At 38.0% G+C, this 22,841-nt stretch carries 16 protein-coding genes; 12 read left to right on the top strand and 4 right to left on the bottom strand.

Annotated elements, in window-relative coordinates; all coding sequences use genetic code 11:
- Window positions 1–159: 159 nt before the first annotated feature.
- The 10 genes from HYG87_RS01150 to bchH all read left to right on the top strand — a co-directional run bounded on the left by HYG87_RS01150 (window position 160) and on the right by bchH (window position 14,422).
- Window positions 160–1,176 carry a sensor histidine kinase gene (locus HYG87_RS01150; RefSeq protein WP_249164866.1) on the top strand — a complete coding sequence of 339 codons (1,017 nt, stop codon included), beginning with the start codon at window positions 160–162 and terminating at the stop codon, window positions 1,174–1,176.
- A 178-nt stretch (window positions 1,177–1,354) separates the two neighbouring features.
- The gene (locus HYG87_RS01145; protein WP_211533410.1) at window positions 1,355–1,798 is read left to right on the top strand and encodes a response regulator; all 444 of its coding nucleotides are present in this window, start codon (window positions 1,355–1,357) and stop codon (window positions 1,796–1,798) included.
- Between the two features lie 40 nt (window positions 1,799–1,838).
- Entirely contained in the window at window positions 1,839–3,629 is a 1,791-nt protein-coding gene (locus HYG87_RS01140) for a response regulator (protein WP_211533409.1), read from the top strand.
- A 78-nt stretch (window positions 3,630–3,707) separates the two neighbouring features.
- Entirely contained in the window at window positions 3,708–4,559 is an 852-nt protein-coding gene (locus HYG87_RS01135) for a methanogen output domain 1-containing protein (protein WP_211533408.1), read from the top strand.
- Window positions 4,560–4,568: 9 nt separating this feature from the next.
- The gene (locus tag HYG87_RS01130; protein ID WP_211533407.1) at window positions 4,569–5,690 is read left to right on the top strand and encodes a DUF763 domain-containing protein; all 1,122 of its coding nucleotides are present in this window, start codon (window positions 4,569–4,571) and stop codon (window positions 5,688–5,690) included.
- Between the two features lie 384 nt (window positions 5,691–6,074).
- Window positions 6,075–7,868, top strand: coding sequence for a magnesium chelatase subunit D family protein (locus tag HYG87_RS01125; RefSeq protein ID WP_211533406.1), 1,794 nt, complete (start codon window positions 6,075–6,077; stop codon window positions 7,866–7,868).
- The gene (locus HYG87_RS01120; RefSeq protein ID WP_211533405.1) at window positions 7,865–8,422 is read left to right on the top strand and encodes an MptD family putative ECF transporter S component; all 558 of its coding nucleotides are present in this window, start codon (window positions 7,865–7,867) and stop codon (window positions 8,420–8,422) included. The genes HYG87_RS01125 and HYG87_RS01120 overlap by 4 nt, the downstream gene beginning before the upstream one ends.
- A gap of 29 nt (window positions 8,423–8,451) precedes the next feature.
- Window positions 8,452–9,189, top strand: coding sequence for an energy-coupling factor transporter transmembrane component T family protein (locus HYG87_RS01115; protein WP_211533404.1), 738 nt, complete (start codon window positions 8,452–8,454; stop codon window positions 9,187–9,189).
- 73 nt (window positions 9,190–9,262) lie between these two features.
- Window positions 9,263–10,744 carry an ABC transporter ATP-binding protein gene (locus tag HYG87_RS01110; protein WP_211533403.1) on the top strand — a complete coding sequence of 494 codons (1,482 nt, stop codon included), beginning with the start codon at window positions 9,263–9,265 and terminating at the stop codon, window positions 10,742–10,744.
- A 96-nt stretch (window positions 10,745–10,840) separates the two neighbouring features.
- Window positions 10,841–14,422: a magnesium chelatase subunit H gene (bchH, locus tag HYG87_RS01105; RefSeq protein WP_211533402.1), complete on the top strand. Its 3,582-nt coding sequence runs from the start codon at window positions 10,841–10,843 to the stop codon at window positions 14,420–14,422.
- Window positions 14,423–14,456: 34 nt separating this feature from the next.
- Here bchH and HYG87_RS01100 read toward each other — a convergent pair whose 3' ends face one another.
- Complete coding sequence (locus HYG87_RS01100) at window positions 14,457–15,056, bottom strand: GNAT family N-acetyltransferase (protein WP_211533401.1); 600 nt, start codon at window positions 15,054–15,056, stop codon at window positions 14,457–14,459.
- A gap of 108 nt (window positions 15,057–15,164) precedes the next feature.
- The gene (locus tag HYG87_RS01095) at window positions 15,165–15,977 is read right to left on the bottom strand and encodes a DUF368 domain-containing protein (protein ID WP_211534177.1); all 813 of its coding nucleotides are present in this window, start codon (window positions 15,975–15,977) and stop codon (window positions 15,165–15,167) included.
- Between the two features lie 426 nt (window positions 15,978–16,403).
- Between HYG87_RS01095 and HYG87_RS01090 the strand changes: the two genes are divergently transcribed.
- Both HYG87_RS01090 and HYG87_RS01085 read left to right on the top strand, forming a co-directional pair.
- Window positions 16,404–16,622 carry a TRAM domain-containing protein gene (locus HYG87_RS01090; RefSeq protein WP_211533400.1) on the top strand — a complete coding sequence of 73 codons (219 nt, stop codon included), beginning with the start codon at window positions 16,404–16,406 and terminating at the stop codon, window positions 16,620–16,622.
- A gap of 465 nt (window positions 16,623–17,087) precedes the next feature.
- Window positions 17,088–19,247: a response regulator gene (locus HYG87_RS01085; protein WP_211533399.1), complete on the top strand. Its 2,160-nt coding sequence runs from the start codon at window positions 17,088–17,090 to the stop codon at window positions 19,245–19,247.
- A 196-nt stretch (window positions 19,248–19,443) separates the two neighbouring features.
- On the opposite strand, the gene HYG87_RS01080 is transcribed toward HYG87_RS01085, so the two are convergent.
- On the bottom strand, window positions 19,444–20,244 hold the full coding sequence (locus HYG87_RS01080; RefSeq protein WP_211533398.1) for a nitroreductase family protein: 801 nt from the start codon (window positions 20,242–20,244) through the stop codon (window positions 19,444–19,446).
- 523 nt (window positions 20,245–20,767) lie between these two features.
- Complete coding sequence (gene acs, locus HYG87_RS01075) at window positions 20,768–22,672, bottom strand: acetate--CoA ligase (protein WP_211533397.1); 1,905 nt, start codon at window positions 22,670–22,672, stop codon at window positions 20,768–20,770.
- Window positions 22,673–22,841: the final 169 nt, after the last annotated feature.

Raw genomic sequence — 22,841 nt, 5'->3', positions numbered from 1 at the left:
TAAACCCGCCTGCTCTTTTTCTCATATAATACCCTATTTAAAGAACTTATAGTAAATTATTATTAATTAAAAAGATATACTATAGTTATGATTTCTAATTACCATCATTCCCCTGTCTTTAGGGGTAGTTTCGCTATTATTTTATTTGGTTTGGGGCTTATGGTTTTTAATTTTTATAATCCCCTTGATTTTTCTTATTTTCTTAATCCTGGAGAGTCTTATTCTGCTTTTTTAACTTTTCCCCTGGTAATGGGTATGTCTGGGTCTCGTAAGAGGTTTTTAATAGTTATACCTATTGCAGTGGCCATTATATTAATCATACTCCAGCCTTTATCCAGTACTTTAGGATATGATATTTCTGATAGTCTTTTCCGTTTGATTTCCCTTATGCTGATTGTGGTTATGGTGGCTCTACTATCTGAGAGGATAGAAAAGGTAAGAAGCCTGAGCAGCTTAAATGAACAGCTAAAAGAACAGGCAGAAAAATTAGAAGATGCCAACCAGGAACTGGAATCTTTTGCTTATTCAGTATCCCATGATTTAAGAGTGCCTTTAAGAGCCATAGATGGATTTTCAAGAATAATGGTTGAAGACTATGAGGAAACCCTTGATGAAGAGGGAATACGGCTTTTAAATATCATACGGGAAAATACAAAAAAGATGGGCCAGTTAATTGATGATATTCTCCTTTTATCCCGTGCTGGTAGACAGGAAATGAAAGAGGGGGATGTGGACATAAAAAGCCTGGTAGAATCTGTTTATAGAGAATTTGATAACCAGACCGAGGGCAGAAAAATAAATTTCATAGTAGAAGATCTTCCTCCTGCCTATGGTGACCGGGCACTTTTATATCAGGTATTCAGCAACCTTATTGGCAATGCTATTAAATTCACCCGTAATAAAAATCCTGCCGAAATAATAGTGGGTTTTGAAGAGGGTAAAAAGGAAACCACCTATTTTGTTAAGGATAATGGGGCTGGTTTTAATATGAAGTATATAAATAAATTATTTGGACTATTCCAGAGATTACATAGCCCGGAAGAATTTGAAGGCACAGGAGTAGGCCTATCCATTGTACAGAGAGTAATTAAACGTCACCATGGAAGAGTATGGGGTGAAGGAGCAGTTGATGAAGGAGCCACCATATTTTTTACCCTGCCACATGAAAATGAATAATGCCGGGATGGAAGAATATTTTAAAAAAAATTATAATACTTTAAAATAATCGAAGGGACTGACATATTTTCTCCAAACAAAAATGAAGTGATAAATATTAGATAATAAAAATAAATTAATACTCACTTTATTATAAATAATTAGTATGATATCAAAATAAACTAAAAAAGGTGATTTAATGGGTTTTGATGAAGTGGAAATATTACTGGTGGAAGATAATCCCACTGATGCGGAATTAACCATGCGGGCGCTAAAGAGAAAAAATCTGGCAAACCAGGTGGCCTGGGTTAAAGATGGAGCAGAAGCCCTGGACTTCATTTTTGCTCAAGGGGATTATTCCCATAGAAATCCAGAAGACTTACCTAAATTGATTTTACTGGATTTGAGAATGCCCAAGGTAGATGGACTGGAGGTCTTACAAAAAATTAAAGCCCAGGAAAACACCCGTAAAATACCGGTAGTGGTATTGACCTCCTCCCAGGAAGACCGGGATATTGTGGAAAGCTATGAACTGGGAGTCAATAGCTATGTCAGTAAACCTGTAGAATTTGATGAATTCATAGATGCTGTATCCACCCTGGGACTTTACTGGATGCTCATAAACAACCCTCCTGCTGTATAAGAACTGATAGATCATTATTTGGGGAAATATGAGGCTGTAAATGAAAGATAAAATAAAGGTTTTAATTCTAGAGGACGTTCCTTTAGATGCTGAACTGGTGGAGAGGGAACTAAAAAAGGAAGGATTAAATTACATTCCCCTCATTGTGGATACAGAAAATGATTTTTTAAATGCTCTTTTTGTTTTTAAACCGGATATTATACTGGCGGACCATTCTCTACCCCATTTTGATGGTTTATCTGCATTGAAAATCACCCTGGAGAAATCACCTCACATCCCTTTTATTTTTGTAAGTGGTAAAATTGGGGAGGATTTCGCTGTAGAAATGCTTAAAGAAGGTGCTACAGATTATGTACTGAAAAATAATCTATCTAAACTTCCTCACTCAGTTATAAGGGCATTAAAAGAATCTGAAGAACAAAGGGAAAGGCAAATTGCCGAAAAAGCTTTAAAAAAAAGGGAAGAAGAATACCGGTTACTGGTGGAAAACCAGACCGATCTTATAATAAAACTGGACTTGGAGGGAAGGCTATTATTTATAAGCAAATCATTTTGTGAAATCTTCTCCCAAAAAGAAGAGGATCTCCTGGGAGAGAATTTTCTAAATCTACTTCCTCATAATAATCGTCATATAATGCAGAACTTCTTAGAACGCCTGTGCAAAGCTCCATATTCTGGTTTAATTGAACAGGAAATCTTCACCAAAGATGGAACACGATGTATTTCCTGGGCCAACAAAGCTGTTCTGGATAAGGAGGGTAAAGTGATATCCATTGTAGGTGTGGGAAGGGATATCACCCGGCAAAAAAAAGCAGAAAAAGCACTAAAAGATTCTGAAAGCAAATACCGGGCCATATTTGAAAATACCGGTACTCTAACTTTAATTTTTGAAAAAGATATGACCATATCTCTGGTGAATAGTGAATTTTTAAAATTTTCAGGATACAGTCAAAAAGAAGTTGAGTGTAAGCTCAGCTGGCTTGATTTTGTGGCACCAGAAGATATTGAAAGGATGGAAGGCTATCACCGTATTTTACGCCTTAATTCATCAGCCATACCTAAAAACTACGAGGTTAGCCTGGTAAATAAAGATGGTGAGAAAAAAAATTTCTTTGCAAATTTTGATATGATACCTGGCACCAATCAGGGTTTGATATCATTTATGGATATCACCGATAGAAAGATTGCAGAAAATAAAATTAAAAGGTCATTAAAGGAAAAAGAACTCCTTTTAAGGGAAATCCACCACCGGGTGAAAAATAACCTACAAATCATATCCACACTCTTAACTTTGCAGTCTGCTCAAATTAAAGACCAGAAAGTCATTGATTTATATAAAGAGAGCCAGAACCGTATACAATCCATGGCCTTAATACATGAAAAATTGTACCAGTCCCAGGAGATATCCCGGATAAATTTACCGGATTATGTGCAAACATTGGTAAGTGACCTCTTTTTTTCCTATGGGACTGATAAAGAACTGATTGAACCGGTACTTGATGTGGATGATGTTTCCATGGGGATAGATACCGCCATACCCTGTGGTTTTATTATAAATGAACTGGTTTCCAATTCCCTGAAATATGCCTTCCCTGAGGGTGAGGGAAAAATTAATGTTTCTTTACACAAGCTAAGTGATGGTAATTACTCTCTGGAGATATTTGACGATGGTATTGGTCTTCCTCAGAATCTGGATATTCGAAAAACTGATACCCTGGGTTTACAGATAGTAAATAACCTGGTTAATCAAATCGATGGCAAACTGGAGATTGAAAGACCTTCCAGTTACCGGATACTGTTTAAAGAACTTAAATATAAAAAGAGAATATAAGCGGTTACCTATATTAAATTGACTAATTATCCTGATTATAATTGAATTTCCATAAAAAATATTATAGGAGTGTAATTAATGGGTGCAAGAGTATTAGTGGTGGAAGATGAGAGTATTGTGGCCATGGGTATTAAACATAAGCTTCAAAATTTAGGCCATAGTGTGGTGGATATGGTGGCCACCGGGGAAGATGCAATAAAATCTGCCCGAGAAAATCATCCTGAAATTATTTTAATGGATATTGTGTTAAAAGGTGAAATCGATGGTATTGAGGCCACCCAGATAATAAGAAAAAAGCAGGATATACCGGTGATATATCTGACTGCCTATGCTGATGAAGAGATGCTTTCCCGGGCCAAGGTAACAGAACCCTATGGATACATAATAAAACCTTTCAAATCAAGTGAAATTAATGCTAATATCGAAATGGCAATATATAAACATGCTTCTTCTAAAAAACAAAATGAAATATTGAAAAAAAGGATTCTAGCCGACTTTTATGATTTCATTCTACGGGCCATGCCGGGATCAACCACTCCGGATGAAACTGAAATGCGCAAATTACTGGCCAATGTATTTGCAGATAGAATGGAATTAGATATGAGACCGGGTTTTGATAAAGCACTTTCCGATAATAGTATTGATTATGACTCTGCAGAAGAAATCTTTGAAGCATATGTGGATTGGATTACCTCGGTTTTTTCTGATTTAGGTATCAGAATAGGATTAAAATCTGAAACCACCAGCTTTTTTATAGAATTTGACAACTGCCCCTGGATAGATGAATCCTGTAAAAACCCCATATTCTGTTTAAATTGCCAGTCCATGATTAACCGCAGTTTTAAATGGACCAATCTGGAAGGGGAGATTAATCGCCGGTCCACTATTGCCTCTGGATCTCCCAGCTGTATATTTTCTTTTAATTTATAAATGATTCAGATGCAAAAAAAAGGAATCGCCCATTTACCATTACATGGGGGCCATCCCCCTTCCTGGCTATTTACCCGTATGATTAAACTGGCCGGGGTTATTAGCCAGGCCACCATTGAAGAATATGGGACGGATGAATTTTTAAATCGCATTTCCAACCCCTTTTATTTTCAGGCACTATCCTGCGTTCTTGGTTTTGACTGGCACTCCTCTGGTACCACCACCACTACCTGCGCTGCTTTAAAATCTGCTCTTCTTGGAGGAAATCAGGGAGTTCTGGTACTGGGGGGTAAGGGTAAGCACTCCCGAAAGACTCCTCAGGAGATAGAAGAAGCCCTGGATGTTTTCACCATAAACAGTTACCAGGGTGAAAAACTCATTTTATCCAGTAAATTAACTGCTAAAATTGATAACTCCTGTATACAGGATGGCTACCAGTTATATCAACACAGCTTTTTTTTAAATGAAAATGGTAACTGGGCGGTGGTACAACAGGGAATGAACCAGAAGAATAATTATGCCCGTCGCTATCACTGGCTGGGGTCTTTGGTGGAGGATTACCTGGAAGAACCTCACAGTGCCATATCCTGCGACCAAAAAGAATCAGAAACCCTGGATATGACCTCTAAATTTAGTAAAAACACCCGGGATATAAGTGTGGATTTAATCTGTGATGGACCCCGCCATCTGCAAAAATATTTTAAGAATAAAAATTCCCAATCACTGCTAACAGATTTTACTATTCCTCCAAAAAAACTGGATATGCCTGCCCATCATCCTGTTCTGGATATGGACCTTAGCAGCAAGGACTTTGAGGTTCTGGAAAAAGCCTGGCAAATTCAGCCGGAAAATTATGAAGAATTGATAATGTTAAAGGGTATGGGACCTAAAAAAATAAGGGCCCTGGCTCTTATTTCTGATTTGATATATGGAGAACCAGCCAGCTGGGAAGATCCAGTCAAATACAGTTTCACCCACGGAGGCAAGGATGGTTTTCCCTACCCAGTAGATAAAAAAACTTATGATAATTCCATCCAGACTCTGCAGGATGCACTGGACAATAGTAAATTAGATTCTAAAATCAGATTAAATGCCTTAAAACGTTTGGATGATTTTTTGAAGGTTAACTAATATCCATTTAAATTCAGATTTTTTTTACTAATTTTTAATTTGACTAAAAAGAGATAGAACTAATCTTATTATAATCTACCGGTGTAAAATAAAAAAAGTATTATTAATTTACCACTCCTTACTGCTACGAAGCAGTAATTCATTAGATAACTATCTATTAAAGTGGTATTTTACTGCCCTATTATTAACTCTTTTATATATTAACGTACTGAAAGTATTAATTTTTTGAATCATTATTACTGTGGAAGCATGTTTCATTTGATTTGTAATAATAATTGAGATGGAGAAAATATTATATAGAGTATTACTTTAAATTTACTTCAAATTAGAAAAACAGTGATTAAAGTTGCTTAGCATTAGTTCAGGTAAAAAAGGTGATAATCGATGCATCACAAATTTGTAATATTCCCCTTTACAGCCCTGGTGGGGCAGGATTCGTTTAAAAAAGCGTTACTTATTAATGCAGTTGATCCGGGTATTGGGGGAGTTCTCATCAAAGGAGATAAAGGTACTGGAAAGTCTACTGCTGTTAGATCTCTATCTCATCTTTTACCTTCCCTGGAAGTAGTCTCGGAATGCCCCTTTAACTGCCATCCCCGGGAATTAAAATTGATGTGTCCTGATTGTCAGGAAAAACACAAAAAAAATGGAAAACTCCCTTCACAGAAAAAACCCATGGAAATTATTGATTTACCCATATCGGCCACAGAAGACATGGTAATTGGCAGTATAAATATTAAAAAAGTCTTGGAAGAGGGTAATAAAGCATTAGAACCGGGTATTCTTGCACGGGCTAATCGTAACATACTCTACATTGATGAAGTTAACCTGCTGGATGAACACCTGGTTAATGTTTTACTGGATTCAGCAGCCATGGGGGTAAATATCGTGGAAAGGGAAGGAATATCCATCTACCACCCATCCCGCTTCATACTGGTGGGAACCATGAACCCGGAAGAAGGAGAGCTAAGACCTCAAATCATGGATCGTTTTGGTCTGAGTGTTGATATCCAGGCTCTCAATACCAAAAAAGAACGCCTTAAAATCATGGAGTATCGCCGAGAATTTGATACAGACCCCTGGTTATTTGAAAATAGGTTCCTTAAAAAGCAAAAAAAACTAGAAGAGCAAATTATCCAGGCCAAAGAGCAATTGCCCTTGGTTAAGATTTCAGAAGATATGCTGGAGATGATCGTGGATATAACCACGGGGCTGGGAATTAAGACCCATCGGGCAGATATTGTTATGGAAAAAACATCCCGGGCACTGGCGGCCCTGGATGGTAGAAAGGATGTCACAGCTGAAGATGTGAAAGAAGCAGCTATAATGGCCCTTAAACACCGGATGAAGCAACTGCCTTTCGAAAAAGAAGAGGAACTAAATCTTAAAACCCTGGAGCAGATTATCCAGCAGCAAAATCACCAAAAAGAAGAAATTTTCGATTTCGAGAAGAAAAAAAGGATAAAAAAAGATATTAACCAAAAAAAAGCCTTCAGCGCCATTCAAGGAAAAAGTAACTCTCCGGTAGTGGGAGATAGGGGTAAATACATTAAAGCCCGGGAAAACTCAAAGCCTACCAGTGTGGCCATTGATGCCACCATTAAAAAAGCCATAAGAGAAAATGGCAAACTGGAGGTTCTACCAGAACACTTAATGGAAAAGGTCAGGGTTTCCCGGGGTGATGCCCTTTATTTGATTCTACTGGATTCATCATCATCCATGGGATTGGAGAAAAAAATAAGACTGGCCAAATCCCTTTCCTGGTTACTCCTCAAGGAATCATATGAAAAGAAAAATAAGATAGCCCTCATGGCCTTCCGGGGTGATGAAGCACAACTATTATCAGCACCCACCCGGGATGTACAGCGTATTGAAGAGGCCCTGGAAAAACTACCTACCGGAGGTAAGACTCCCTTAACTCCTGCTATTTACCAGGCTCTGGAAATACTCCAGGATGAAAAAAATGTTACACCTACCCTGGTGGTGATTTCTGATGGTCGATGTAATGTCTTCATGGAATCCAACCTGGAAGAGGACCTGAGAAAGCTCTCACAATTTAATAAAAACATTAATATGGTATTTGTCAATGCTGAAACCAAAAACCGAAGTATGGGCATCCTGGAGGAAGTGGCAGATTGCTTCCTGTCACCCTGCTTCTATCTGGAGGAAATAATATGAATAAAAATTCAACTGGAAGATTCACCACAAGAGACCTTTCTTTTATTGGAATAATCATAGCTTTAATGTATATCGTGCAAACCATAACAATTCTGGGGATATCTGCCCTTACACCTATTGATCCTTTAAAATCAATTGTATCTGCCTTTTTTGTATCCATAGTTATTGCCATTGGTCTTTCTAAAGTAAAAAAGATTGGAACTTTCACCATTATAGGATTAATAAATGGTATCATCTGTGGATTCATCTTACCTGCATTTTTACCCTTACTTCCAGCCACACTACTGGGGGGAATAGCTGCCGATGGATTCACAAAAATATTCTTTGGAGAATATGGAAGCCGAAATTCACTCTTAGGAGCATGTGGTGTGGGTAAATTTATGGAAACCCTGGTTATCTTAACTTTTCCCTTCATCCTGGGTTTTTCAACCAATATCCTCAGCCCCATGATTATTATTGTATCGGCAGTTATAGTAGCTTTACTGGGTGCCGGGGGAGGATTTATTGGGTACCGGATATCAGTGGAACTTAAAAAAGCGGGGGCGATGGAATAAACCTACTATCCACCATCTTTTCACCTTTTATGGGAGATTTTGACTCAGACTATTCCCTGATTCACCGGTTGGATCCCCGGACTAAACTGATACTGGTGGTGGCCATTACCCTGATGTGTACCATAATTAACAACATATTCCTTCTTTTAAGTATAGGAGCAGGACTTATCATTTTACTGACTTTTTCTAAAACCTTAAAAAGGGTATCTGCCTTGTTGGGATTTTTTTTAATATTTGCAGCAGCAGCCATATCCCTTACTGCTATTATAACCCGGGATATTAATTATGCTCTGGAATATTTCAGTCCCTTTTTGGCCCGATTTTTTATTATCATCTGTGCCGGTTTATTATTTGCCTTTACCACCCCACCCCAAAGATTTGCCCAGTCACTGCAGCAGATGAGGATACCCACTTCCATCACCTTCACCCTGGGCATAACCCTGCGCTATATACCCACCCTGGCCCGGGAAGCAGAATCAATATTCCAATCCCTTAAATTAAGAGGGATTCATTTGAGTAAATGGGACTATATCCGAAGACCATCCATGATTTATCGTGGGATAATCATTCCCCTCATAATTCGTAGTATTAAACTATCGGATGAAATAGCCATAGCCGCTGAATCCAGAGCTTTTAAAAGTAATAAATCACGTAGCAGCCTTAAAAAATTAACTATAGGAAAAAACGATGTTCTATTTTTAGGAATTATGATAATAACCATGGGTTTAGTCTTTTATCTGGATAATAACCCTGTTTTTCCTTTCTAACCAGTTAATATTGAATTAAAATATAGCTGATATTGATACCTATTAAAAATTAAAGCATACTAAGTTGATATTCATGACTAACCCTGCCCTGCAAATTACCAATCTAAATTTCAAATACCCTCATCAGGAAAATTTTGCCCTTAAAAACATAAATTTAACCATTAAAAGGGGTGAGTTTGTATTTTTAACTGGTAAGAGTGGTTGTGGTAAATCCACCCTGGCCCGCTGTCTTAATGGAACCCTACCTCAAATTTTAGGGGGTGAAATAGATGGAATAATCCAGGTTTTAGATAAAAATACCAGGGAAAACTCAGTAAGTGATCTAGCTCAAAATTTAGGATTCATTTTTCAAAATCCAGAGTCCCAGTTTTTCACGGTCAAGGTGGAAGATGAAGTGGCTTTTGGGCCGGAAAATTTAGGATGGGAAAGTAATAAAATATCTAAAAATGTGGATGAGGCCTTAAATTCAGTGGATATGCTGGAAAATAGGGATATGAATGTTTTCAATTTATCAGAAGGTCAAAAACAACGGATTGCTGTGGCGGCCAATCTTTCACTCCAACCAGAGATTCTGGTAATGGATGAACCCACCTCTAACCTGGATCCACCAGGGGCCTACAAATTATTTGAAATATTAAAACGATTGAAAAATCAGAAAAAAACCATAATACTTATTGATCACCGTACCCACCATGCCCTGCCCCTGGCCGATAGGGTGCTTATCATGGATAAGGGTAAGATCATAAAAGATGATGAACCAGAAATCCTCTATGATGCTCACACCCGGGAGTCCTATGGTATTCGCAATCCCCGGGTGCTGGATGAAAACTACCAGGCTCCAGAATATCAGATTGTAAAACAGAATCCTGTTTTAGATATTTCCCGACTTTCTTATAGTTATGATAATGGTTTTTCCATTCAGGATATTAATCTGCAGATATATCCGGGAGAAGTGGTGGGACTGGTAGGTTCCAATGGATCCGGTAAAACCACTCTGGCTAAAGTGCTCTCTGGTATATTAAAACCACTAAAAGGAACCCTGAACTGGGAAAGGGAAGATTCTACCTTTAAAGTGGGTATGGTATTCCAGAACCCGGATCATCAGCTATTCATGGATTCAGTTTATAATGAATTGAATTTTGGTTTAGAGGAAGTTCCAGGAGCACAACTTAATATTGGCCCGGTTTTAAAATCCATGAACCTGGAAAAACTGCAAAAACGCCATCCCCATTCCCTTAGTGGGGGAGAAAAACAAAGAACCCTGATTTCTGCATTTCTGGTTCGGGAACCCCATCTACTGATTATGGATGAACCCACCACAGGTATGGATTACTATCATATGCAAAGACTGGTTTATGAGATTAAAAGACTAAAAAAACGTAATATGGGGATTATGATTATCTCCCATGATCTGGAGTTCTTGCAGCAGACCACCCAGAGGGTCATTATTTTATCCCAGGGAAAAATAATCCAGGAAGGGCCCACCGGGGATATTCTAAGTCAGGATAAACTGGATACTTGCTTTGAAGGTTACCAGTCCTTATCCATTAAATAGAAAAAGTGGATGACGATTTTAAATATAAATAAACTAAATGATGATTTTATGGTTAATAGGATAATTAATGATTGATCTTTAAAGAGGTTTTTTGAAATGATAAAAGTACTGGCCATTACCACCATTACCAATACACTTTCCCTGAGAGATGCCCTGGATAAAATTAAAAGAGAATATGGTAACCTTATTTTTCTTAAAAAAATTTATTTAGAAGATTATGAAGACCCCCAGGTATCTTTAGATTCTTTAAAAGAAGATATCGGAATGTCAGATATCATACTTGTTGATATCCGGGGTGATGAACGTATTGGAAGAGAATTAATCCAGGTATTGGATAATAAACCTAAAACAGTGGTAACTCTGGTCTGGGGAAACCCTCTTATTATGAACTTAACCCGCCTGGGTAACTTATCTCTACAAACTCTAAGTACAAGATTTCAGGAGAATTCCCTGGATCTGGAGTCCATGGTAAGGAGTAATAAGTTACAAAAAATCCTGGACTGTGCTGGTGATGATTTAAGAAGGGATATAAAAAACTGGTTTAAAATCCGGGAATATTATGGCCAGAATGATGCAGAGAACTTGAAAAATATGCTACTATTTCTCTTAAGAGAATATGCAGATATGGACCAAATAAAAAAGGTGGAACCTCCCCAGGAAATGCCTGAATATGGTTTATATCTTCCTTACAGAGGAATCTATACGGATTTAGATGATTATAAAAAGGCATCACTTTTCAATATGGATCAACCCACCATAGGAGTTCTATTTTACGGGGGGATGCATTTTGATGATACCCGGCCTATGGCAGAGGCCTTGTATGAAAAATTAAGGGATGAATGTAATCTGATTATAGCATTTTCCCAGGTGGAGCACAACCTGCAGGTATTAAATGATTACCTATCTGATATAGATCTTTTTGTTAATTTACAGTACTTCCAGCTAAATGGAGGCCCCATGGGGGGAGATCCTGCTCCCACCCACGAGTTTTTCCATAAAAATAATATTCCTTATTTGATATCCCTGCGGGGCTATGAAACTGATATAGAGAAATGGTCAAAGAGGGAGGAAACTCTCAATCCCATGGAGATTATTCTAGGGGTGACCTTACCTGAGTTAGATGGAGGTATTGAACCGGTATTTACTTCTGCTTTGGAGACACTCCAGGAAGAGGAAATGGGTACCATAAAGGTGGTATCGGTCATTGAAGAAAGGATAGATAAACTTGCCCGGCGTATAATTAACTGGATTAAACTAAAAAACAAGAAGAACTCCTCAAAAAAAGTGGCCCTTTTAACCTATAATTATCCGCCTGGAGAAGAAAACCTGGCCAGTTCTGGTTATCTGGATGTATTTAAAAGCCTGGAAATTTTCCTGAAAAAACTAAAAAATAGGAATTATCATATAGAGATACCTCCATCTAACCTTAAAGACCTTTTCCTGGAGGAAGGTATTCTTAACAGTCCCCAATATAGTTCTAAAAGAGGTATACAGATACCGGTGGATGATTATAGGGAATGGTTCCAGAATCTACCTCTGGAAATTCAAAAGGAGGTTATAAGTTCCTGGGGTGAAGTACCAGGGGATTTAATGGTGGAGGGTGATTACTTTCTTATTCCCGGGGTGGAACTGGGAAACATCTTTTTAGGAGTACAGCCCACCCGGGGGGTGCATGAAGACCCGGAAAATGCTTATCATGATAAAGAATTGCCTCCCCATCATCAGTATCTGGCCTTTTATTATTATTTGGAAAAGGTATTCCAGGCCGATGCCGTACTGCATTTTGGTATGCACGGCACCCTGGAATTTACACCCGGTAAAGAAGTGGGAATGTCCTCCCGATGTTACCCGGATATATTAATTGGTAATTTACCTAATATCTACTATTACTGGGTGGGCAATACCTCGGAGTCCACCATAGCTAAAAGGAGATCCTATGCACTTTGTGTTTCCCATGCCTCCCCTCCCATGAAAAGTTCTCAAATATATGAGGACTATCTTTTACTGGAGGATCTTTTAAGCCAGTACCGTGAATCACCTCAGGAATTAACCCTTCAGCTGATTATGGAAAAGGCAGAAGATTTGAATTTAGAGAATGATGTGGATTCCATCAGCCAGGAATTATACCGGATGAAAAGAAGACTGATTCCTATGGGGCTGCATATACTGGATAAAACTCCACCAAAAAAGGATATGGTGGATTACCTTTTGGGGGTGTTACGTATTGACCGGGAATACCCTTCGGTGTTGAAGCTTCTTTCCCGCCAAAAAAATCTAATCTGGGAAAATATTAAGGACACCTCCGCCGGAGAGGAAATAGAAGAAGAGGCCCGGAAAATCATCGGTGAAATACTGGATAAAAAGGAAATTAATCTGGAAGAAGGATACTCTTCTTATGTCCAGGATATAGCTTCCCAGATGGAATTTAGTCAGGAAAGTGAAGCTCTCCTGAAAGCTCTGGAGGGTTCTTATATTATACCTGCCCGGGGTGGAGATCCGGTAAGGGACCCGGAAGTGTATCCTACTGGTAAATCAATGTATGCCTTTGATCCCAGACAGATACCTACTGTAGCTGCTGATACCCGGGGCAAGGCCACCGCTGAGATGCTTATTGATTCTTACTTTAAAAAACACGGCAGTTATCCCCGCAGTGTGGGTCTGGTTTTGTGGGGTTTTGAGACCCTGAAAACAGGTGGTGATACCATTTCCACCATACTCCATTTAATGGGGGTTAAAATAAAACATCAAAAGGGTGCCTGGATCAAGAAATTAGAAATTATACCTCTAAAAGAGCTGGGACGTCCCCGGATTGATGTTACCATTAATATTTGTGGCATATTCCGGGATACTCTGGGAACTCATATTGATTTAATTAACCGGGCCATAAAACAGGTGGCCTCCTTAGAGGAAGACCCTGAATTCAATTACCTGCGAGGGCATTTTCTGGAAGAAGATGAAGATGAAATGGCCCTGGCCCGAATTTATGGTCCTTCCCCCTCTGAATATGCCACTTCACTACCTAACCTGGTGGAAAATAGTAGCTGGGAAGAAGAGCAGGAGCTGGTGGAAAGTTACTCCCACAGTATGTCCTATGCGTACCTTCCCGGGAAAATTAAACCGGATAAATCAGGTTTAACTCGTAAATTGGGACGGGTAGATCTGGTAACCCAGGAAAGGGATAATGTGGAGTATGAGGTTACTGATCTGGACCATTATTATGAATTTTTAGGAGGTTTATCCCGGACGGTGGAGGAGTTCCGGGGTGAAAAAGCAGAGATCATGGTTTCAGATTCCACTGAGGAAGAAATTTATGTGGAAGACCTATCTCATACTATAAATCGTGCCACCCGGACCAGGTTACTTAATCCAAAATGGTTGGAGGGTATGTTAAACCATGACTTCCATGGAACCAAGAAAATAAAAGACAACGTGGAACATTTATTAGGGTTCTCTGCCACCACCAAAAAAGTAGATAACTGGGTCTATGACAATGTGGCTGATAAATTAATTTTTGATGAAGAAATGCGAAAAAAATTACAGGAAAATAATCCCTATGCCACCATAAAAATGGGGGAGTTATTAATGGAAACCCAAAGCAGGGGATACTGGGAAGCAGATGAAGAAAAAATTAAAAAATTAAAGGAAATTGTAATGAATCTGGAGTCTGAAGTGGAATAAAACCCTCTGAAAGCTTTAAATAGCTTTAATTTTATTATTCTTTAGTCCTCAGGGAATAAGTCCCTATCTCCTTATTTTTTATTTTAATCAAATTTTTAGACTGGACCTTAAAACCCATTTTTTCATAAAAGTTTTTACCCTGCATATTATTGATATTTACATCCACATACAATTTTTCATGTTTTTTAAGGATATTTTCTATTATTTTAGTACCAATGCCCTGGTTTTGATAGGGTAAATCCACGGAGAGGAAGTGGATGAAAAATCCATCATCATCTAGATTGGAATTTACTATCTTATCCATTTTTATCATGGTAGGGAATCTCTTTAAAAATGTCCATAAACCAAAGGCTTTTAAAAAGGCCATACCAGACGATCTATCCAGCTTGAGCTTGTCTTTAACTGTGGAACTTACCACTATACCCACCAATTTATCCTGATAGAGGGCACACTCCAGATAGGGGGATGCAAAATAATTATTGCCCATCTCCAGCAATTTAATTATAGTCTGTACTGCTTCTTTTTTTTCTCCTAATACATAAGAATTTAATTCCACATCAGCAGCATATATGATTTCCGCCACTTTTTGGGGATCATGCTTTTGGGGATTGTATTTTTCCATTCTAAAACTCATTTATTAGGCAACCTCCCTATGGTTTTAATGATATTTCTCATTTAAATATTCTTAACCCTGGATTCAAGGCAATCTGAGTCTCTTTTTACTAAAAAATAAATAAGGGAATTAATAATCAATATAGCGGAATTTTTTTTCTAGAACCATTACCAATCCAAAACCAACTAGGCCTATTATTAAAAGAGGAAGAAGAGATCCTGAATCGGTTATTTCTAATTTTTGGTAGGGTAAGCGCAGGGTTCCTAACATCAATCCCACCAGAAAGGCCATGGTAAATGATTCGTAGTTTCTTAAAAGATAGTCCAGTACCCGGGAAAATACCACGATACCCAGGGCGGCACCAGCACCAAAGGCAAAAATATCCGGTAAGGAAACGTTATTTAAAGCATTAAGCATGTATTCATATTGATTCAGGAGTAATAACACAAATGCACCGGATATACCGGGCAGTATCATGGCACATATGGCCAGTAAACCTGATAAGAAGATAATTGGTAGAGAATGGTTAGCCTGTATGGGGTTAAGGCCTACAAAAAGGAAGGCCCCAATTAATCCAGCAAGTAGTGAAATGAATCCTTTTACACATATGCCATCAATTTCTTTATAAACAATATAGGCGGAGGCCAGAATTAACCCGGAAAAAAAGGCATAGGTAAATGCCGTGTAATTTTCCAGCATAAAGGACATTACCTGGGCCATGGATATTATGGCCAATCCGATACCCAATCCCAATGGAATAAATAAGGAGAAATCAACTTCTTCTTTTAATATTTTCCAGCTAAGAGACATATCTCCCTTCAGGAAAGGTTTAATAAATTTAAAATTTATTTTACTTATGGAATGCACCAGTCTTTCGTAGATACCTGTAATAAGGGCTATGGTTCCTCCAGAAACACCGGGCATGATATCTGCGGTGCCCATGAATAGCCCTCTTATGAATATGAGGAAAAAATCTTCCATCTTTTTACTGAGTTTGATCATCATTCATCTCCTTTAATTTGGAATAGTATAATCTATTATTTAGAGTTAAATACACTTTTTTTAAGGTAACAATTAATTTATTAATTTAGAATTAAATGAACCTTTTTTTATGAACATTATAATTTATTAATTAAATATACTTGATTTTATATGTTTTCAGAGGTTTATTTAACTTTTTAATCAATGCCTTTATATATTATGAAAGCTAAGTTTAATTGATGTACATTAAATAGGGTCATAGGTAATTTGATTTAAGATATTTTTTTATCTTGTTTTGAATAAATTTTATGATGCCGTGTGCATTAGATGGTCATAAATTTTGGAAACCAGGTTTTCAATTAATTTTTGACTTTAGGACGTGATGTTTTGTTTGGAAATGACTACGATAGAAGAGGAAACGACTCCCCAATTAATGTGGGTGACGAATTTGATGTTAAGATAGAAGATTTAGGTAGAGACGGCGACGGTATCGCAAAAATCGAAGGATTTGTGGTATTTGTTTCTGGAGCCGGTGTTGGAGACGAAGTTAAAATAAAAGTTAACGCAGTCCGCCAAAAATTCGCTTTTGCTGAAATAATTGAATAAATAGATTAAATATCTTTCTGGAAAATCAAAGTAATTTTTGAATTTTCTAAGAATTTATTATTTTTTTATAATTATTCAACTTATCATACTTAATTTTTTAATTACTTTTTATTTTTTATAACTATTCTGATTGATTTTATAAGTTTTAAGTAACTATTTTTTATTATATAATCCTTTAAACTACTTTTATAAGGTTAATAGGGAATTAGACTATTTAAAATTTTATTTCCATCATTTTACTAAAAAATTCTTCCTTTATTTTGATTATATAATATTACAATATTCTAATCCATAAATTAGTTTTTTACTCCCGGTTATTTTGGCCTATTCTACTACCCCCGGAAACTTTAATTTTAAATATTCTCGGAATATTTATTACAGCTGGATTAAATAGACATAATATAACAATTTAATCTTCATGTAAGCAAGTTAATACTATTTTAATTTATAAACTGGGGTGTATGAATGGTAAAAGCCAGTATACTGGTGGTAGAAGATGAAGCTATCACTGCTCTTGATATCAATGAGAAACTAGTTAAATTAGGCTATGAAGTTGTAAATCTGGTTGCAACTGGCACAGAAGCAATAAAATTCTCAGCAGAGTATCGGCCGGATTTAGTTTTAATGGACATATCTTTAAAGGGGAAGATGGATGGAACTGAAGCTGCCCAAAAGATTTCTTCTTTATCCATCCCGGTGGTATTTATCAGTGCTTATTCAGATGATAAAACCTTAAAAAAAGCCAAAAAAAGCGCACCCTATGGTTATCTGGTAAAACCATTTGATATTAAGAGTCTGCAGCTTACCATAGAAACCGCCCTTAAAAAGCATCAAGCTGATATCCAGGAAATGTATGATGGAATCACCCGTAGTGAAGAGGAAGCATTAAAAAGTCGAGATAAACAAAATCTCCCTGCACCACCACCCCGTATACTCATTGTGGAAGATGAATTCATCACGGCCATGGATCTGGAAGATAAATTACAGGATATGGGGTATCAGGTAGTGGATATGGTGGCCTCTGGAGATAAGGCCCTGGAAAAAATCAAATTACACCAGCCTGATTTAATTTTAATGGATTTAATGCTTCAAGGAGATATGGATGGTGTGCAGGTAGCCCATAAAATTGCCCCGGAGGATATACCGGTTATTTTTCTCACCGCCTATGCTGATGAAAAAACCATGGAAAAAATACTTGAAACATCCCCTTATGGCTACCTGATAAAACCATTTAAATCTGATGAACTCCACAGTGCCATTGAAGTTGCTTTGGAAAAATCAAAGACAGATAAAAAGAAAAAGGAGAAAATGGAAGAAACCATCCATACCAAAGAAGATGAATTGAAAATGGAAAAAACAGGAGTTTTCTTTGTAACTGCGGTTATATGTTCCCTGGCCATCTATGGTATGGTAAGTAGGAGTATGACCTGGTTAATGTATCTTTTATTTATACCCGCCTGTTATAATATGTTCCTGGTATTCTTGAGCTTTAAAAAACCCGCACCGGCAGTACCCTTTAGCCAACCTCCCCGGGTAAGCATAATCATACCGGCCCATAATGAGGAGATGACCATTGAAAAATGTGTCAGATCACTATCCCTCATGAATTATTATCATAAGGGAGAAAAGAATTTCGAGGTACTGGTTATCAATGATGGTTCCACAGATAAAACCGGCGAAATACTGGATAATCTGAAAAAAGAAGTGGATTGTCTGCGTATTATCACCCGCAAACCACCTCGCTCTGGAAATGGAAAGGGATATGTATTAAATGATGGTATCCGTATGGCAGAAGGAGATGTTATAGCAGTTTTTGATGCAGATGCCCGGGTGGGATCTGATTTTTTATCTAAAATAATTCCCTATCTTAATGAGGAAAAAGTGGCCGGGGTGCAGGCCCGGGTCAGGATGTATAATGCTGATAGAAACCTCTTAACCAGGATGCAGGAAGTGGAATTTTCCATATTTGGTAATATTATTTTAAGGTCCCGGGATATCATGGGTAAAAATGGTTTTCTGGGAGGAAATGGCCAGATTACCACCCGGAAAGCCATAGAAGAAATTGGGGGCTGGGATGGATTTGCGGTAACTGAAGACCTCAATATGAGTATAAAGTTAATGATCAAGGGATATAAAATCCGGTACTGTGGAAAAGCCCATGTATTCCAGGAAGCTGTTCCTTACTGGAAGCCTTTTTTCCGTCAGAGGGTCAGGTGGGCTACCGGTAACCTGGAAACATTATTCATTTACCTGGCACCCATTATAGATGCTAAAATACCATTATATAAAAAAATAGATTCTATCCAGTACCTCTTCTTTTTATTATTCATAGCCTTTGTGATGCTGGGATATGTGGTGGCCATTTTAAACCTGGGAGGAGTTTTAACCTTCTTCATGGAGGCACCGGTAGCAATTGGTTTACTGTCCATGGCTGCATTTTTCCCCGGGGTAATACTGGGAGTTTACCGGGATAATGAATCATTTTTAACCGGACTAATACGGGCAGTGGAGTACTGGGCTTACTGCCTCTACCTCATACCTCTCTTTTTTGCTGCATTTTTCCACATGGTTACTCGTAAAGATAGGAAATGGGCAAAAACTCATCACGGCGGGGATGAATCATAAAAAAAAGAATTTTAATAGATGGGGATGGATAAAAAAATTAGAGTAGATTATAATCCCGGTTTTATTGGGGATTAACTTTAGGTAGGGATTATTGGGGGATTAACTCTATTCAGGTTTATGTAGGTAGGGATTATTGGGGATTAACTCTATTCAGGTTTATGTAGGTAGGGATTATTGGGGATTAACTCTTAAATCATTAATCCAAAAATCTAATATCTACCTTATTCCTTTTTGGTATTCTGAAATATTTACTCTCCGGGTATCCCACCATTAAAGCTCCAATAAATGAATCATCTTTTAGATTTAAAAATTCATTTACCTTTTCATAACCAGTAGCTGCCATTTTAAGGTATCCTGCCCAGCAGGCTCCCAGGCCAAATGCGGGTAGGGCTAATTCTAAATGACTTAAAGCTATAATTCCATCCACTGTTGCTGATGAATCACTTGCAGTTGCTATGAAAACATGAGGGGCTCCTCTTAATATAGGATCTATCCCGGTATTCCATACCGTAATCAGGGACTCCATAGGTACATATTGGGATAGGGGAGAATCATTTTCCACCTCTTTTTTCATCCAATCAATACATATGCTGGAGAGTTCTTTAACTTTAGAAGGGTTTTCTAAAATAACCCATTTGACTGGTTGACTATTCATTCCCGTGGGGGCATAACGGACAATATCCATTACTTCTTTTATGGTATCTGGAGAAACCAGTTTATTTTTATAGTTACGTATTGATCTGCGGTTTCTCATATAAGCTCCCAGCTCTTCCGGGCTTATTTTAGAACTGATATTGGTTAAGGGTGGTTCCAGATTAGGGTTATTAATCTGCAATGCACCTCCCTCGCATCCGGCTTCACAGTGCCCGCAACTTATACAGGAACTATCCGGTGATTGGTGGGGATATTGATTCATTTGAATACTCCCTGTGGGGCAAAGGGAGCTGCAGGTTCCACAACTATTACATTTACTCTCATTTAAATTAAATTCTGGCATGGGGCTTTCTCCATTACTTTCTGGATTAATCTATAATTTTGAAATAATATAAAGATGCCCTGTAATTAAGATATAAAAAAAATAGTAATCTAAAAATAAGTAATGATTTTAAGTAATTATTAATTTATAAAAATATAATAAATAATTTAAGAATATTAAGCCCTTAAATTAATTATTTTTTAGAGTGTTTAACTCCTCTTCCTCTTTTATTTCCAGCCTTTCTGTAACCTGTTTTTTGTCTAGTTCTTTTTTTAGTTCCTTTAACTTTTGCCATGGTATTCAACTCTTAATTTAATAATTTTAAAGTATATTCTCGCCCAGAAGGGCACATAAATAGGGAAGGTCTTTTTTAATCCTTCCTGAATCATTAAGGACGAAGATATAAAATAGTATTTGATATTTTTCGCCATTACTTAGTTCTTCTTATCTTTTTTAATAGAGCTTTATATACTTTTTCCATGCTAATCTTAAAATGAAAATAAAGGTTGGAGAAAATAAATACTTTTATTTAATATTTTTTTTTTTAATCTTCTAAAGTGGAAGTATCTCCTAAATCCTTTCCTTCTTCCTGTGCCCGGAGTATACGTCGCATTATCTTACCACTCCGGGTTTTAGGTAATTTATTAACCTGGACCATCTCCCCCAGTACGGCCACCGGTCCCATTTCATAACGTACATGTTTTTGTAAATCCTCAATAAGGGCGGTATTCAGTTTGTGGCCTTCTTTTAGTATTAAAAAGGATTTAATGACCTGTCCCTTGATAGGGTCTGATTTTCCAATTACTGCTGCTTCCACCACTAAGGGATGTGATACAAAGGCTGATTCCACCTCGGAAGTCCCTATACGGTGCCCGGCGATTTTAAGTACGTCATCTGATCTTCCCTGAATCCAGATATATCCATCTTCATCTATCCGGGCCATATCTCCAGCCATATAAACTCCGCCTGGTATCTGCTTCCAGTAAGTATCCTCATAACGCTCTTCCTCCTTATAAAGGGTACGTAGCATGGCCGGCCATGGTTTTTTAATCACCAGATATCCTCCTTTACCTGGAGGCACTCTCTGGCCCTTTTCATCCACCACATCCATCTCAATACCAGGTAAGGCCCGGGTAGGGCTACCTGGTTTTAAGGGGGATACTGGCAGGGGAGCAATCATATGCATACCGGTTTCAGTTTGCCACCAGGTATCCATGATGGGTATTTTCTCTTTTCCCACATTTTTATAAAACCACATCCATGCCTCGGGATTGATGGGTTCTCCCACACTTCCCAGTATTTTAAGAGAGGATAAATCATAGAGTTGGGGATATTTATTACCATATCTCATCAGGTGACGTATGGCCGTAGGGGCGGTGTATAATTTGGTCACCCCGTATTTTTCCACGATTTTCCACCAGGCCCCGGGGTCCGGATAATCAGGGGCACCCTCATATACCAGGGTGGTTGTACCTAAAAGGAGGGGCCCGTATATTAAATAGCTGTGGCCGGTAATCCATCCAATATCTCCGGTACACCACCACAAATCCCCGTTATGAATATCGAAGACATTTTGAAGGGTGGTGGCCACACCTACCATGTAGCCCCCTGTAGTGTGCAGCACCCCTTTAGGTTTACCTGTACTACCAGAGGTGTAAAGGATGAATAAGGGGTCTTCAGCGTCCATTTCCTCTACCGGGCAAAGTTCATTTTCTCCTTCCAGGAGAGTGGTGTAGAGGATTTCCCTTCCGCTTAATTCGGATATTTTTATGGGGTTTCCAGTGTGACGTACTAATACTACTGTTTCTATGGTGGGACACTGCAGGAGGGCTTCATCTGCTATTTTCTTTAGATCAATAATTTTTCCCCGGCGGTAGGTTCCATCAGCGGTGAGGAGTACCTTGGCCTTTGAATCGTTTATACGCTCTACTAAACCTCCCACACTTAACCCGGAGTAGACCACACTGTGCAAGGCCCCGATACGGGTACAACCCAGCATGGAGATTAACAGCTCCGGGCACATGGGCAGGTACATGGATACCGTATCTCCTTTTTTAATGCCCAGATTTTTCAGGGCACTGGCCATCTTATTTACTTCTCGATATAACTCATAATAGGTAAGTTTTATTTCTTCTCCTCTTTCATTGGTATAGAGGATGGCCACCTGGTTTCTTTTATCAGTGTTTATCCAGCGGTCAACAGCATTGTAGCATAGATTGATTTTACCATTGACAAACCACTGGTAGAATGGTTTTTTACTCTCATCCAGGACCTTATCCCATTTCTTAAACCATTCAAATTGATGGGCTTTTTCTTCCCAGTACTTTTCAATATCCTTACCCTTCTCCAGTTCAGCCTCCCAATTTTTTATATGAGCCTCTTCCACCAGATGATAATCTGGTTTAAAAAGTCTTTTTTCATCCAGAAGAACAGAAGTATCTTTACTCAAAAATATACACCACCTGTAATCATATACTAAAGTAATAATTTATTTATTAGTTCTACTACACCTAAAGATACCTTGCAGATGCTATATAAACTTTTAGGAATTTATTAATCACCTGAAGCAGCAGTTATTTTATAAAATAATCTCCATTTTTTTTAATCCTTTTTTAAGG

This window comes from Methanobacterium alkalithermotolerans, assembly GCF_018141185.1.
GTDB lineage: Archaea > Methanobacteriota > Methanobacteria > Methanobacteriales > Methanobacteriaceae > Methanobacterium_F > Methanobacterium_F alkalithermotolerans.
This window is presented reverse-complemented; position numbering and strand designations above follow the sequence as displayed.